Origin of the sequence: Chryseobacterium sp. YR221 (assembly GCF_900176315.1) — a bacterium.
Lineage (GTDB): Bacteria > Bacteroidota > Bacteroidia > Flavobacteriales > Weeksellaceae > Chryseobacterium > Chryseobacterium rhizosphaerae.
Genome location: NZ_FWXM01000004.1, coordinates 13,823 through 27,586 on the forward strand (window position 1 = coordinate 13,823; position 13,764 = coordinate 27,586).

The following is a 13,764-nucleotide window of genomic DNA, read 5'->3' on the forward strand; positions in this document are numbered from 1 at the left end:
TGCTTTTATTTAACTTTATTTCCTAAAAACTGAAATTAAAACGAATAACCTGATGATCAGAACTGTCATTATCGAAGACGAAAAACCAGCTTCCAGAAAACTGGAAAGAATGTTAAGCAATTTTCCTGAAATTGAGGTCGTTGCCAAAATAGAATCTGTGGATGAAGGAGTAGAATGGTTCACGGAAAATGAACATCCCCAGCTGATATTTTCAGACATTGTTTTAGGTGACGGATTGTCTTTCGATATATTTGAAAAAATACCGACCAAAGGTTTTATCATTTATACCACAGCTTTTGATCAGTATACCCTGAAAGCATTTAAATTAAACAGTATAGACTATCTTTTAAAACCTATATTGGAAGAAGACCTTTCGGGAGCTGTGGAGAAATTTAAATCATTTATTCCGGCAGACAATACAACAGGCTCTCAGGATATCAAGCAGCTGATCAAAAAGGAAAAATCTACTCTTTCCAGGGTGTTGGTAAAGATTGGATATAATCTGAAGATTGTGCAGACAGAGGAAATCAGCTGTTTTTTCAGTGAAAACAAAATCGTGTACCTTCAGACACAGGAACGCACTTATCCTTCAGATTTTACATTGGATGAACTGGAAGATATTCTGGAAGAGAAAAAGTTTTTCAGAGTAAACAGGCAGTTTATTATCAATTCTGATTTTATTAAAAACATTCATACCTCACCTTATTACAAAGTGGACCTTGCATTTCAGCCAGACGAAGAAATTACAGTAAGCAGAGATCGCGTCAAAGACTTTAAAGATTGGCTGGTAAGTTAGGATTGGGAAGCCAATGCTTTTAATGTGAGGGAAGCTTAGATTTTTAAAGTGTAATGGAATTAATTTCAAGTGATTACATGAGTTATTCTCACGTAAATATTTAACCCATTAAAACATAACCATGGACCTTATTATTCTATTTTTCAAGTTTTTTCTTGAGATCTTTTATCCTCAAAGCTGAACTCTTTTATCGGCTCCAAACTATGGATTAAGAGGAGCTTATTGCCCGTAAAAATCACTGGCTGATTTTATAAACTCATGAAAACCAGTGGTAACTTCTTTCTTATTTTTATGAGTGAGCGGGAAGGGCACCATATGAGAATACTCAAAAGGAAAATCCTTGATCTCAACTTCCACATCAATATCTCTATAACCTCCCTGCAACGTGTTCAAAGCTTCAATAGGAGGGGCAACATGATCCTGTTCCAGTACATATACCTTTATCTGTGACTGAAGCTCCCGGATTCTGTCTTCCCTTTCTTTTTGAAAATAATTATATCTGAGCATCTTTTTAAACCAGCTTTCCTGTGGATGTAACGCCTCATTTTGGTAGTGCTTTAACCGTTTGTCTGTTTTAAAATCTGAAATTAATAACTCAGTAAAGGCAGACTGGACTTTAATAGCAGACTGAGCATCCATAATATATTTTGAGATCGGAAACATCCTGTCAATCGTCATTCCTCCACAAAAACAAAAAAGCCTGGACTGTGAAAAATAGCCTCCCGGATCAGCCATTTTGATAATCATGGAAAGGAAAGAACCAATAGAATACCCAAATAGGTCTAAGCTGGCATCTGCAGAAATACTATTTATTTTATTGTTTTTAATGTCTTTGATCACTTCGATCATGTCAGAATAAGTCTGTAATCCTGACCAGAAAATTCTTTGCGGATGGGCTTCCAGTCTGGAACTTATTGCCGCATTGACAAAAGAATAATTAGTGTTTTCAGGATATCTTTCTTTCCTGAAGTTGACAATTTCTGTCATATGCTGACGATCACTCCAGATGGGATCAGCACGATTCATATGGAAGGCGATGGGAAACAGGATAATGGCCTTATGCGTTCGTTGAGCAAGCTCGTAGGCCCAGGGTAGATATTTATCCCACTTCTTTTCATTCAGTCCATGGAAAAAAATAATACTTCCTTTCGCTGTTTTCACATCAGCTCTTTTAAGAATATAATATTCAAAATTTTTGTTGCAGTCTATGTCAAAGTCCTTTGTATCTATCGAAGGCTGATCATACACCAAATACGCTTTCTCATTGATTTCCGGCTGGTGATGGTGTTTTACGCATTCTGAATTGGTAGATCCATACAATAATCCTGAGGCTTTTGATAAGAAAGGAATAGATTCTATGGTTACATTTAAATCCCTTATTTCTGTATACCCTTTTTTGGAATCAAAATGACTTTTCAAAACTTCATATAATTCATAATATTCCATAATAAGATAATTAAGGGTTTATAATTAGAACTATTAATGTATGTAATTATTACTGTAATGCACAGATTTTAAGCATTTAAATGTATTCTTGGCATAGGAGAGACGCCTTGTAGCAACTTGAATTTCCGAAGGTAGGAAGGTGGTAATTTTTAAACCTGCAATGTTTTATTCAATTACCTGTAATCTATCCTGTTAGCTTCAGTATCTTCAAGCTGTTTCAATATGGACTCCGGGATCTCATCACTGTCTATCGGAAAACTGATGGAATCCGAAATAAAATTTTTCCGGTCTGCTTTCCTGAAGATTTCAAATAAGGCTATAGGCTCCTGATTAAAACTGATACAGGTGCTGATGAAATGAAGTTCGTGCAGCTTATAGTCCGGATTTTTAAGCTTTTCTTTGATATCTTTTATCCTGGAAACAAAATGCCTCTGACGGATAAAAGTATTGCTGTTCATGATAATAAAAACATAATCCGAATAAGCGGTCACTTTCCCGAAATACTTATGATGGTCACCTCCGCTTCTTTCAATGAAGTATTCTCCCGTGGTTTCGGATTTATAGATCTCCATGGCAGAGCGCCAGATCCTGTCTTCTTTGGCCAGTAAGGGGTTTTCCGGAAGATTTCTGTTGTAAGAATACCAACAGCCTATCAATCGGTCTAAAAGAGCGGTATTCGGGGCTGCATTATTCATATCAATTTTAAGATCATTAAAATTAAAAGCTTCCGTATTGGAATTAATAAAATCTATATAATTTGAGTAACCTAAAACTCTGACAATCAAACTTATCTTTGCCAGATTGGGACGGCTTAAAACAGCGTTTTCGTTGTGGTGATATTTCTTTAATTTATTGATAATCAAGTGTTCATAAAGGTAATTCAACCCTAAGAGATCCGGATCTTTTTTTATCTCTTTTTCAGAATAATCACTGATAATGAGGTCATTAATTTCGGCACTAATGTAAGACCATTCCGTTTTGGTAACATCTTGCCAATGGTTTTTCTTTAAAAATTGCCGGCTTAAGAAGTTCATGAGCTTCTCAAGGTGTAAAATATCTTCTTTTTTCATCTGTTTATTTTCTTTTTAGGTTTCAGATGGAGTTCGAAATTCTGTAAGACTAATTTAAGATTTTTATCGATCCAAATGAGACTATTGGAAGACTTTTATATTTTAAAATCAGTAGATATTTGAGTAGAAAAATTAAAATCAAAACAATGGAAACAAAAATGGTATTACAAGACGAGTCTCTTTGGAGCAGGATCCAGGGATTTTCCTTAGACGCCCCTGATGCCGATTTTCCTTTTTCCAAAAAACTGGCAAAAGAAGAAAACTGGACGGTAGATTTTGCCCGGAAAGCAATTGAAGAATATAAAAAATTTGTATATCTCTGCTGTATACTTCCGAATGGGGCTTCCCCAAGCAAAATAGTAGATAAAGTATGGCATATGCATTTGATTTACACTCAAAATTACTGGGAAGAATTTTGTCCTGATATTTTAAAAAGAAATCTTCATCATCACCCTTCAAAAGGAGGAACAAAGGAGATTACAAAACATCGGGATTGGTTTTCAGAAACCCTGAAAAGCTACAAAGAGATTTTCCAGCTGGACGCCCCCTCCGATATCTGGCTTCAGAAAGGAGAAAAGCAAAATTGGAGGACTTGGTGGAAAAAGCTTCGTTTCATACCGTTACTGGTTATGCTTTCAACACTGTCATCCTGTCTCGGTGAGATTGTCATAACCCTGGGATCCGTGATACTTTCAATCGCTGTCATTTTTATCATCAGCCTCATTGCTACCACATTTCAGGAAAATAAAGCTAAAAACGGCAATGATTCCGGAACCGGTTGTGGAGGAAGCAGCTGTAGCGGGGGAAGCAGTTGTGGAGGAGGAGGTTGCGGAGGCGGTTGTGGTGGCTGCGGAGGATGTGGAGGGTAAGAAATACCAATTAAAACAAGAATTATGAAAAAATACATCATCCATTTAGCTCCGTTTATCATCAGTTTGATATGGCTTGTGGCAGAATGTCAGACTTTTAATCCCATTTTTCTAAAAGGCCCTGAATTTCTAACATTCTACTTAATTCTTTTACTGGGCTTTTATGCTTCCGTTTTTGGACTGAGAGTAGTTCAGGAAACAGTTTCAAAAACCACTTTTTATGGTCTGGCTTTCATTTTTGGTTTAGGGATTTTAAAACTGATCAGGGGAATAATGCTGGATAAGCCGATTGGTTTTTTAGTGATGATCCTGGTTCTTGAATGCATTGCAGGAGCAGTATTTATTCCATCTTATTTCAAGAATACACGCAAGTAATTGGCTTTATCCAAAAATAAACCCGAAACAAAATAGCTTCGGGCTTATCTATATTTAGATATTATATATCTTTCTGTTTTTCCTTTGTAGGTTTGTTGCCGTATTTTCGGACCATAATAGAAGTAAGAACCACTAAAATGAGACTTAATGCAATGTTTGAATGATCGGGATGTACAATAGCCTGGTATAGATTATAACCAAAAACGGCAGATACTAAAGCGATCAGAATATTGTTTGCATAAGCATACTGGTTTTTTGTAGTCGTTTTCATAGGAATATTTTTTATTGTTATGTACTCAGTAAGTACAACAACTTGATAAACGTTACAGAAAACTTTCAAAAAAAAATCTTTTTCAAAGAATATGACAATATAGTATACATACAGCCACTCATCTCCCTGAAATTTAGATTCCCGATCTCTGCTATGCAATTACGCCACTTCCGATAAGTTCGTCATCAATATACCAGGAGGCAAACTGTCCTTCAGCAATAGCAGACTGAGCTTCCTCAAATTCAATATAAAAAGCATCTTCAAACTGATATAAAGTAGCTTTCTGCAAAGACTGTCTGTATCTGAATCTCGACATAACCTCCATGGATTCCCCATTTTTCAGCTTCATATCTTCACGTACCCAGTGCAGTTCAGCATTATCAACTTTTAAAGCCTTTTTGTATAATCCCGGAAAATGACTTCCTTCGCCTACAAAAATGATATTGTTCTCCATATCTCTCGATACAATAAAACAGCTTTCTTTATGACCCCCTATTCCTAGACCTTTACTTTGTCCGATGGTGAAAAACTGTGCTCCCTGATGCTTCCCGATTACTTTTCCATCAGCTTTTTTATAATCAATCTTTCTCGATAAAAATATAAGCTCTTCCTCTTTGGAAGAAAATTCTGGTATTTCTTCAGAAAACAGAGGTGAATCTTTGAAGATCTCTACGATTTCCCCCTCTTTAGGTTTCAATTGTTGCTGTAAAAACTGAGGAAGACTTACTTTTCCAATAAAACATAACCCCTGAGAATCTTTTTTATCAGCTGTTACCAACCCTATTTCTTTTGCAATCTCTCTTACCTGAGGCTTTGTAAGCTCTCCAATAGGAAACAATGCTTTTGACAGCTGATCCTGACTCAGCTGACAAAGAAAATAAGACTGATCCTTATTATTGTCTTTTCCTGCTAAAAGATGGAAAATTTCTTTACCGTTTTCGTCAAAAGTGGAATTTACTCTTGCATAATGTCCTGTAGCTACTTTATCAGCACCTAAAGACATCGCTGTTTTCATAAAAACATCGAACTTTACTTCTCTGTTACACAAAACATCAGGATTCGGAGTTCTTCCTTTCTCATATTCCGCAAACATATAATCCACAATACGTTCCTTATACAGCTCGCTCATATCAATCACCTGGAAAGGAATCCCAAGCTTCTGAGCGACCATTAAGGCATCGTTGCTGTCCTCAATCCAGGGACATTCATCTTCTAACGTTACGGAAGCATCATTCCAGTTTCTCATAAATAAAGCCACTACCTCGTGACCTTGTTGTTGTAGCAAATATGCTGTAACACTAGAATCTACACCTCCGGAGAGGCCTACTACTATTTTCATTTTATTTCAATTTTACGAAACTCTTAACGGGAGTTCTTAGTTTGATGCGGCAAAAATACAACTAAAAAAATTCGTAAAAAAACCATAATTTTAAACATTGATAAAAACGATGTTAATATAGAAAACAGTATTAACGAAGTTTCAAACAGCTATATGAAGATGAAAGTGATGAAGTTGTTATAAATGACCTTAGACAAAATAAATAGATACATATGAAAAAGTTTATTATTCCATTGATGCTGATATGCTCAGGATCAGTTTTTTCCCAGATTTCAGTCGGGACACCCACTCAGGAAACCAATAGATGGACTTTCGGAGGAGGAATTGGGGTGGGTTTTGGAAGCAACAGTTCTTTTTACCTGCAGGCATCGCCAAGAGTAGGGTACAGGCTTACTGAAGATCTTGAAGGGGGAGTTGTAGGGAGTGTTTCATGGCAGACTTCAGATTATTATAAGTCTACGATGTTTGGAGTAGGCCCGTTTGTCAATTACTACTTTGCAAGATCATTTTATCTGGGCGCCAATTTTCAGCATTATTTTATTAATTATAAAGACAAATACTATGATTATAAATACAATGAAGAAGAAAATGCGCTCTATCTTGGAGGAGGATATATGCAGAGAATAGGCAATAATTCTTTTATGCAGATCGGGCTGATGTATAACGTGCTTTATAAAGAAAACTCTAGTGTATTTTCAAGCGGACTGATTCCTAATATAGGATTTGTGGTGGGGTTATAATACGGTTTGTCTGTCCATATAAGATCCATGGAATATTGGTTATTAAAATAATTTATCAATCGTACCGAAAATAATCACATCAAAAAAGGGGTAATGGACCCCCATAAAAAAATAAAAGCATCGGGAAATTCCCGATGCTTTTATTGGTATTAAATTATTTATTTAAGATTGAGGAGAAGACTTTTCAGCCGCTGATTTCTTAGGCTTTGGAGTTTTTCCTACTAATCCGTCTTTCGCTTCGTTAAGTTCAAGAACCACGGTTTCTCCTTCGTTCAATTGTTTATTCACAAGCATTTCTGCCAGTAAATCTTCAATATACTTCTGAATAGCACGCTTCAATGGTCTTGCACCGAAATCTTTATCCCATCCTTTTTCAGAAATAAAGTCTTTAGCCTCTTCAGTTAATTCTACTTTATAACCTAATTTTTCAAGTCTGCCATAAAGCTTGTTAAGCTCAATATCAATAATTTTCTTGATATCGTCCTGTACAAGAGAGTTGAAGATAACAATATCATCAATTCTGTTTAAGAATTCCGGAGCAAATGCTTTTTTAAGGGCATTTTCAATGGTACTTCTTGCTCTTGAGTCTGTATTGGTCTTTTTCGCTGAAGTTCCGAATCCTACACCGTCTCCGAAATCTTTAAGATCTCTGGTTCCGATATTGGAAGTAAGGATGATGATCGTATTTCTAAAGTCGATTTTTCGGCCCAAACTATCGGTCACGTGACCCTCATCAAGGATCTGTAACAGAATATTGAATACATCAGGGTGAGCTTTTTCAATCTCATCCAGAAGAACCACAGCATAAGGTTTTCTTCTTACCGCTTCCGTTAATTGACCACCTTCTTCGTATCCAACGTATCCCGGAGGAGCTCCAACCAATCTTGAAACGGCAAATTTTTCCATGTATTCACTCATGTCGATTCGGATCAGAGATTCATCAGATTCGAAAAGCTCTCTTGCCATTACCTTCGCAAGTTCTGTCTTACCAACCCCGGTGGTTCCAAGGAAGATAAAGGTACCAATTGGACGGTTAGGGTCTTTAAGACCAGCTCTGTTTCTTTGAATAGCCTTCACTACTTTCTTCACAGCATCTTCCTGACCGATCACTTTTCCGTTCAGTTTCTCATCCATCTGAGCTAATTTATCCAGCTCATTTTTGCCCACTTTCGTTACAGGAACACCACTCATCATAGAAACTACTTCCGCTACATTTTCTTCTGTTACGGTTTCCTTCTTCTCTTTTACATCTTTGTCCCATTTTTCCTGTGCTGCATTCAGTTCCATCTGAAGACGTTCCTCCTCATCCTTAAGCTTTCTTGCCTCAAGATAATCCTGAGCTTTTACAGCTTTCTGTTTCATTTCTTTGATATCCTCAATTTTCTTTTCAAAATCAATGATCTCAGTAGGAACTTTCATGTTCTTAATATAAACACGGGAACCGGCTTCGTCCATAGCATCAATTGCTTTGTCCGGTAAAAAACGGTCTGTAATATATCTTGATGTCAAATTGACACACGCCAAAATCGCCTCAGGAGTATAAATGACATTGTGGTGCTCTTCATACTTATCTTTGATCTGGTTTAGAATCTGAATAGTTTCATCAATAGAAGTAGGTTCCACCATTACTTTCTGGAATCTTCTCTCTAATGCTCCGTCCTTTTCAATATACTGACGGTATTCATCCAGAGTAGTCGCTCCTATGCATTGAATCTCTCCTCGTGCCAAAGCCGGTTTAAACATATTGGAGGCATCTAAACTTCCTGTAGAACTCCCTGCACCTACAATGGTGTGAAGCTCATCAATGAATAAGATGACATCTCTGTTTTTCTCCAGCTCAGTCATAATTGCCTTCATTCTTTCTTCAAACTGACCACGGTATTTTGTTCCGGCCACTAAACTTGCCAGATCCAAAGTGATCACACGTTTTCCGTAAAGAACCCTAGACACTTTTTTCTGCTGAATTCTTAAAGCCAGTCCTTCCGCAATAGCAGATTTACCAACTCCCGGCTCCCCAATAAGAAGCGGGTTGTTCTTCTTTCTTCGTGATAAGATTTGAGAAACCCTCTCAATTTCTTTTTCACGACCTATTACAGGATCTAATTTTCCATCTCTAGCCAAAGAAGTTAAGTCTCTACCAAAGTTATCCAATGTAGGCGTTTTACTTTTTGCAGAACCTAAGTTTCCTGTAGGCTTTCTCATCTGCTCAAATTCCTCTCTTTCATCATCGTCATCATAAGCACTCATCTGTGGTGACTGCCCGGAATTTTTAAGCATAGTCTGGTACTCTCTTGAAACGCCCTCATAGTCGATGTCATAAGCCCCTAGAATATTTGAAGTAGGATCCTCATATTTATAAAGAATGCCTAAAAGCAGGTGAACGGTATTAATTTCATTGCTTTTATACTGTCTGCATTCTAACTCTGCACGCTTAATGGCATGATCTGCCATCTTGGTGAAAGAAATATTGGTAACCTCCTCAGAAATAGGATTTAGACTTGCTGTATTTAGAGTTTCAATTTTTCTTCTGATTTGTGTTAAATCCGCATTAAGGTTTTGAAGGATTTCTTTTGCAGAGTTTTCCGTTTTTATAATACCTAAAAGTAGATGTTCTGTATTGAGAAATTCACTTTTCAGCCTTTTAGCTTCGCTTTTGCTTTGTTTGAACACCTGGCTCAAACCTTGTGAAAACTTATAATCCATAATATATCTCATTAGAATAAAAGCAACGTTGCTTTTTATTCATTATCTAAATTACAAATATTTTACCAAAAATCAATTAATGACTTTATGGCAGAAAAAATTTTATTATCTTATTGAAAATGATTAAGTTTGTTATTCGTAAAAAATCCCCATGAATCCTGAGATTACTACTTATATTGGCTATTCTGCTTCCGTTTTTATCGTATTGAGTTTCATACTGAAAGATGTAAGAAAAATCAGAGTCGTTAATATGATTGGCTGTATTTGCTTTGTCATTTATGGTATCTACAACGGAATGCTTTGGCCCGTAATCATTCCAAACGGACTTATTTGCTTTATTCAGGTCTATCATTTATTGCTAAGGAAGAAAAGCTGATGAGAAAAAATATCATTATATCTGCTTTCAGTAATTTATATACAGATCAGCGCATTGAAAAAGTATGCAGAACCTTGTATGAAAATGAATATCAGATAGACTTGATAGGAAATGACTGGAATGGAGCAGGGAAAATGGAACGTCCATATCCTTTCTCCAGAATCCATCTGGCTTCAAAAAGCTTAAAAACGGCTTACTTTGAATTCAACTGGAAATTGTACCATCAGCTAAAGAAAAAAGCAGATCAGAATACAATTCTTTATGCTAATGATGTTGACGCTTTACTCCCCAACTACCTTATTTCTCAGAAATTAAATATTCCATTGATTTTTGACAGTCATGAAATTTTTTCGGAAATGCCTGCCGTTCAGGGTAAAATGTCACAAAAACTATGGCGGTATTTGGAAAATACAATTATTCCAAAGCTGGAATTCATGATGACGGCAAGCGGAAGCTACGCCCAATGGTTTCAAAAGAAATATGGAATACATCCTGTAGTGCTCCAAAATGCCCCCAGGAGAATAATGTTTGATGCTGAAATTCCTGAAAATAATCCCAAAATGCTTTTGTATCAGGGAGCACTCAATCCTTTTCGGGGAATAGATAAAGTGATTCTTGCTATGCACCATCTTGACGATGTGGTATTGAGCATTGCAGGAGATGGACCAAAGAAGATGGAATATGAAAACCTTGTCGCTACAGAAAACCTTCAGCATAAAGTACAGTTTCTTGGAAAATTAATCCCTGAGGAGCTGAGAAATATTACGGTGAAAGCAGACTGCGGAATGAGTATCGAAGAAAATGGGGGAGACAGCTACCTCTATTCACTGCCCAATAAAATTCTGGATTGCATTCAGGCTCGGGTTCCTTTAATTATGTCAGATTTTCCGGAAATGCAAAATATTAAAAATCAATTTGATATAGGGGAGATGATCAAAAGCCATCATCCTGAACATATTGCCGATGCCATAAAAAAGGTTTTAAATAAAGGCAGAATCAATTACCAGCAGGAACTTGAAAGGGCTTCAGAAGCATTGTGTTGGGAAAATGAAGAAATAAAACTACTTAACGTCATCCAAAAAGCTGCTCAATAATTTTTTAAAATTATTGAATTTATCCTATTTAATTTTATATTTTTATCATATACAGCAATGATTTATTGATCAGGTGCAATGAAAATTGAATTAGAAAATTAAAAGTCTAAAATTAATTATCTTTGCACAAAGAAATTGGATTAAAAATGACCATTAAAGAAAAACAGCAGGAAATTATCGACGAATTTGCGTTTCTTGAAGATTGGGAGCAGAAATATGAGTATATCATCGACCTTGGTAAAGAATTAAAAGGGCTTTCAGAAGATAAGAAAACAGACGACAACCTTATTAAAGGCTGTCAGAGTAAAGTGTGGATTGATGCTGAGTTTAAAGAAGGAAAACTTTTCTTTAATGCAGACTCTGACGGGATATTACCCAAAGGAATTGTTTCTCTCTTAGTCAGTATTTACAGTGGCCATTCTACCCAGGAAATTTTAGATTCAGATTTTGAATTTATTTCAGAAATAGGATTACAGGAATTCCTTTCCCCGTCAAGAGCCAACGGATTGATGGCAATGACCAAACAAATCAAATTTTACGCTGTTGCTTATCAATTGAAATCATAACCGTGACCAGAATTTTAGCATATCGTTTTTCTGCATTTGGAGATGTTGCCATGACGGCACCTGTTTTCAGAGAGTTTCTGGAGCAAAATCCTGATGTGGAAATTATTATGGTTTCCAGGAAGAATTTTGAAGCTTTATTTGCGGGGATTCCGAATGTGATATTTAAAGGAATTGATCTGGATGATTATAAAGGTTTTTTTGGATTAAGAAGATTAAGCAATGAGCTGATCAAGGAATTTCATCCGGATTTTATTGCCAATCTTCATGATGTGATCAGGACTAAAGTCTTAGATAAATTTTATGCAAGGAAAGGACTGAAAGTCTTTAAAATAGATAAAGGAAAAGAGGAAAAAGAACACCTTACTGATGTTTGGAATCTCAATAAAGTACAGCTGAAAAAAACAGTGGAGCGGTATGCTGATGTATTCCGGGCAATGGGCTTTCAGGTGACACTTTCTCAAAAACTGAGACCTCTTTCCGAAAATAAATCGGGGATAGGCTTTGCTCCTTTCGCTCAGCATAAAGGGAAAATGCTTCCTTTGGAGAAATCATTTGAACTGGCTAGAATACTCGCAAAGAAAAATACTGTCTATTTTTTCGGGGGAGGGAAGAAGGAAACAGAGACCCTTGAAAACTGGGAAAACCAGATCCCCAATACAAAAAGCCTTTCCGGGAAGCTGAGCCTTACGGAAGAACTTCATAAGATCGCAGAACTGGAAGTGATGGTTTCCATGGATTCCGCCAATATGCACCTGGCAAGTCTTGTGGGGACAAGGTGTGTTTCCATATGGGGGGCAACGCATCCTTACGCCGGATTTTTAGGATTTGGACAGCGTGAAGAAGATGTGGTTCAGGTAAAAGATCTTACCTGCAGACCTTGTTCTGTTTTTGGCGACAAAGAATGCTACAGGGGAGACTGGGCATGTCTTGAAGAATTCAATATTCAAAAAGTGATAGAGAAAATCTGATGCCATGGAGCTTTCAATCTGTATTCCTATATTTAATTTTGATGTCCGTGAACTGATCGCTGGTTTAAAAAAAGAAATTGAGACCAATGGTATTGATGCGGAGATCATCTTGATTGATGATGCTTCAGATCTTTCCTTTAAACAGATGAATGCTTCTCTTCAGGATAATGTTCAACATTTGATTTTTCTGGAAGAAAATATTGGGAGATCCAAAATACGAAACCTTTTTCTGCAGTATGCCCGTGGGAAGTACCTGCTGTTTTTAGACTGTGATGTAAAGGTCGATAGCGAAAAATTTCTTCAGAACTATTTGTCCAATATAAAACAGCGGCCAGATATAGAATTAATATATGGCAATTTTAAAATTGCAACTCAGTATGCTGCTACTCTCAGAAACAGATACTCTGTAGAAAGAGAGATCTTTTCGGGAGCTCAGTCCACTGATTTTTCATTATTTAAAACCGTGAACTTTATCATCAAGAAAAATATTTTCGAGAAGTTTCCTTTTAATGAAGAGATGACAGACTATGGCTATGAAGATTTTATTTTTGCCAAACTTCTTGAGCTGAATAAAGTAAAGTTTCTGGCAATTAACAACCCTGTCATTCATTTTGATGATACCACTAATGGAGTTTTTCTGAGAAAAACAGAAATAGGCATGAATTCTTTATTCAAGCTTTCAGAAAGCGGTCAAAATAATGTTTTTATAAAAGATATCAAGGTATATAAGGTCGCAATGAAATTAAGGCAATTAAAGCTGTCTTCTCTGTTTCTCTTTGCCTATGGAATTTTTGAAGATAGCATAAAAAAGAACCTTCTTTCGGAACACCCACATATGAAGTGTTTTGATTTTTATAAGCTGGATGTTCTGATCAGGAAAATGAAATAATTTTTTTACGCTATAAAACAAAAAAACTCTCAATTTCTTGAGAGTTTTTGTGGGCCCTGAGGGATTCGAACCCCCGACCCTCTGGGTGTAAACCAGATGCTCTGAACCAACTGAGCTAAGAGCCCTGAAATTTTTTGAAAGGCTTCAGTATCCTTTGTGTGGGCCCTGAGGGATTCGAACCCCCGACCCTCTGGGTGTAAACCAGATGCTCTGAACCAACTGAGCTAAGAGCCCCTATAACTTGTTTCCTCGTTTAGAGTGG

14 protein-coding genes and 2 tRNA genes are annotated in these 13,764 nt (G+C 36.6%); 9 read left to right on the top strand and 7 right to left on the bottom strand.

Translation table 11 applies throughout. The features are described 5' to 3' along the window. The first annotated feature begins 52 nt into the window (after window positions 1-52). Entirely contained in the window at window positions 53-796 is a 744-nt protein-coding gene (locus B8967_RS12425) for a LytR/AlgR family response regulator transcription factor (RefSeq protein ID WP_081988886.1), read from the top strand. Between the two features lie 219 nt (window positions 797-1,015). On the opposite strand, the gene B8967_RS12430 is transcribed toward B8967_RS12425, so the two are convergent. Continuing rightward, complete coding sequence (locus B8967_RS12430) at window positions 1,016-2,242, bottom strand: DUF6051 family protein (protein WP_084086323.1); 1,227 nt, start codon at window positions 2,240-2,242, stop codon at window positions 1,016-1,018. A 173-nt stretch (window positions 2,243-2,415) separates the two neighbouring features. Next, on the bottom strand, window positions 2,416-3,312 hold the full coding sequence (locus B8967_RS12435) for a hypothetical protein (protein ID WP_084086324.1): 897 nt from the start codon (window positions 3,310-3,312) through the stop codon (window positions 2,416-2,418). A 146-nt stretch (window positions 3,313-3,458) separates the two neighbouring features. Here B8967_RS12435 and B8967_RS12440 point away from each other — a divergent pair, with 146 nt between their 5' ends. Both B8967_RS12440 and B8967_RS12445 read left to right on the top strand, forming a co-directional pair. Next, on the top strand, window positions 3,459-4,181 hold the full coding sequence (locus tag B8967_RS12440; RefSeq protein ID WP_084086325.1) for a glycine-rich domain-containing protein: 723 nt from the start codon (window positions 3,459-3,461) through the stop codon (window positions 4,179-4,181). Between the two features lie 24 nt (window positions 4,182-4,205). Beyond that, window positions 4,206-4,556 (top strand): DUF2207 domain-containing protein, encoded by a 351-nt coding sequence (locus B8967_RS12445; RefSeq protein ID WP_084086326.1) that lies wholly within the window; start codon window positions 4,206-4,208, stop codon window positions 4,554-4,556. Between the two features lie 61 nt (window positions 4,557-4,617). Here B8967_RS12445 and B8967_RS12450 read toward each other — a convergent pair whose 3' ends face one another. Together B8967_RS12450 and mnmA are read right to left on the bottom strand one after the other, a co-directional pair. Further along, window positions 4,618-4,827: a hypothetical protein gene (locus B8967_RS12450; protein ID WP_084086617.1), complete on the bottom strand. Its 210-nt coding sequence runs from the start codon at window positions 4,825-4,827 to the stop codon at window positions 4,618-4,620. Window positions 4,828-4,978: 151 nt separating this feature from the next. Beyond that, window positions 4,979-6,166 carry a tRNA 2-thiouridine(34) synthase MnmA gene (gene mnmA / locus B8967_RS12455; RefSeq protein ID WP_047484415.1) on the bottom strand — a complete coding sequence of 396 codons (1,188 nt, stop codon included), beginning with the start codon at window positions 6,164-6,166 and terminating at the stop codon, window positions 4,979-4,981. A gap of 212 nt (window positions 6,167-6,378) precedes the next feature. On the opposite strand from mnmA, the gene B8967_RS12460 reads away from it, so the two are divergent. Then, window positions 6,379-6,906 (top strand): hypothetical protein, encoded by a 528-nt coding sequence (locus tag B8967_RS12460; RefSeq protein ID WP_052188446.1) that lies wholly within the window; start codon window positions 6,379-6,381, stop codon window positions 6,904-6,906. Between the two features lie 162 nt (window positions 6,907-7,068). Here B8967_RS12460 and B8967_RS12465 read toward each other — a convergent pair whose 3' ends face one another. Then, entirely contained in the window at window positions 7,069-9,609 is a 2,541-nt protein-coding gene (locus B8967_RS12465) for an ATP-dependent Clp protease ATP-binding subunit (RefSeq protein ID WP_047485035.1), read from the bottom strand. A gap of 151 nt (window positions 9,610-9,760) precedes the next feature. On the opposite strand from B8967_RS12465, the gene B8967_RS12470 reads away from it, so the two are divergent. The 5 genes from B8967_RS12470 (at window position 9,761) to B8967_RS12490 (ending at window position 13,502) form a co-directional block, all read left to right on the top strand. Continuing rightward, window positions 9,761-9,985 carry a uroporphyrinogen decarboxylase gene (locus B8967_RS12470; protein WP_084086327.1) on the top strand — a complete coding sequence of 75 codons (225 nt, stop codon included), beginning with the start codon at window positions 9,761-9,763 and terminating at the stop codon, window positions 9,983-9,985. After that, window positions 9,985-11,079: a glycosyltransferase gene (locus B8967_RS12475; protein ID WP_084086328.1), complete on the top strand. Its 1,095-nt coding sequence runs from the start codon at window positions 9,985-9,987 to the stop codon at window positions 11,077-11,079. Before B8967_RS12470 ends, B8967_RS12475 begins: the two co-directional genes overlap by 1 nt. A gap of 146 nt (window positions 11,080-11,225) precedes the next feature. After that, window positions 11,226-11,645: a SufE family protein gene (locus B8967_RS12480; RefSeq protein WP_047484421.1), complete on the top strand. Its 420-nt coding sequence runs from the start codon at window positions 11,226-11,228 to the stop codon at window positions 11,643-11,645. Window positions 11,646-11,647: 2 nt separating this feature from the next. Next, window positions 11,648-12,613 (top strand): glycosyltransferase family 9 protein, encoded by a 966-nt coding sequence (locus B8967_RS12485; protein ID WP_228406159.1) that lies wholly within the window; start codon window positions 11,648-11,650, stop codon window positions 12,611-12,613. 4 nt (window positions 12,614-12,617) lie between these two features. Further along, window positions 12,618-13,502 carry a glycosyltransferase family 2 protein gene (locus tag B8967_RS12490; RefSeq protein WP_084086329.1) on the top strand — a complete coding sequence of 295 codons (885 nt, stop codon included), beginning with the start codon at window positions 12,618-12,620 and terminating at the stop codon, window positions 13,500-13,502. A gap of 50 nt (window positions 13,503-13,552) precedes the next feature. On the opposite strand, the gene B8967_RS12495 is transcribed toward B8967_RS12490, so the two are convergent. Next, window positions 13,553-13,627, bottom strand: a tRNA-Val gene (locus B8967_RS12495). Between the two features lie 34 nt (window positions 13,628-13,661). Continuing rightward, a tRNA-Val gene (locus tag B8967_RS12500) sits at window positions 13,662-13,736 on the bottom strand. Window positions 13,737-13,764: the final 28 nt, after the last annotated feature.

What these genes read in the sequence shown, in the direction of transcription:
- B8967_RS12470 (WP_084086327.1), top strand. Translation starts at nt 9,761, where the DNA reads ATGAATCCTGAGATTACTACTTATATTGGCTATTCTGCTTCCGTTTTT.
- B8967_RS12425 (WP_081988886.1), top strand. Translation starts at nt 53, where the DNA reads ATGATCAGAACTGTCATTATCGAAGACGAAAAACCAGCTTCCAGAAAA.
- B8967_RS12475 (WP_084086328.1), top strand. Translation starts at nt 9,985, where the DNA reads ATGAGAAAAAATATCATTATATCTGCTTTCAGTAATTTATATACAGAT.
- mnmA (WP_047484415.1), bottom strand. Translation starts at nt 6,166, where the DNA reads ATGAAAATAGTAGTAGGCCTCTCCGGAGGTGTAGATTCTAGTGTTACA.
- B8967_RS12460 (WP_052188446.1), top strand. Translation starts at nt 6,379, where the DNA reads ATGAAAAAGTTTATTATTCCATTGATGCTGATATGCTCAGGATCAGTT.
- B8967_RS12465 (WP_047485035.1), bottom strand. Translation starts at nt 9,609, where the DNA reads ATGGATTATAAGTTTTCACAAGGTTTGAGCCAGGTGTTCAAACAAAGC.
- B8967_RS12430 (WP_084086323.1), bottom strand. Translation starts at nt 2,242, where the DNA reads ATGGAATATTATGAATTATATGAAGTTTTGAAAAGTCATTTTGATTCC.
- B8967_RS12435 (WP_084086324.1), bottom strand. Translation starts at nt 3,312, where the DNA reads ATGAAAAAAGAAGATATTTTACACCTTGAGAAGCTCATGAACTTCTTA.
- B8967_RS12490 (WP_084086329.1), top strand. Translation starts at nt 12,618, where the DNA reads ATGGAGCTTTCAATCTGTATTCCTATATTTAATTTTGATGTCCGTGAA.
- B8967_RS12480 (WP_047484421.1), top strand. Translation starts at nt 11,226, where the DNA reads ATGACCATTAAAGAAAAACAGCAGGAAATTATCGACGAATTTGCGTTT.
- B8967_RS12440 (WP_084086325.1), top strand. Translation starts at nt 3,459, where the DNA reads ATGGAAACAAAAATGGTATTACAAGACGAGTCTCTTTGGAGCAGGATC.
- B8967_RS12445 (WP_084086326.1), top strand. Translation starts at nt 4,206, where the DNA reads ATGAAAAAATACATCATCCATTTAGCTCCGTTTATCATCAGTTTGATA.
- B8967_RS12450 (WP_084086617.1), bottom strand. Translation starts at nt 4,827, where the DNA reads ATGAAAACGACTACAAAAAACCAGTATGCTTATGCAAACAATATTCTG.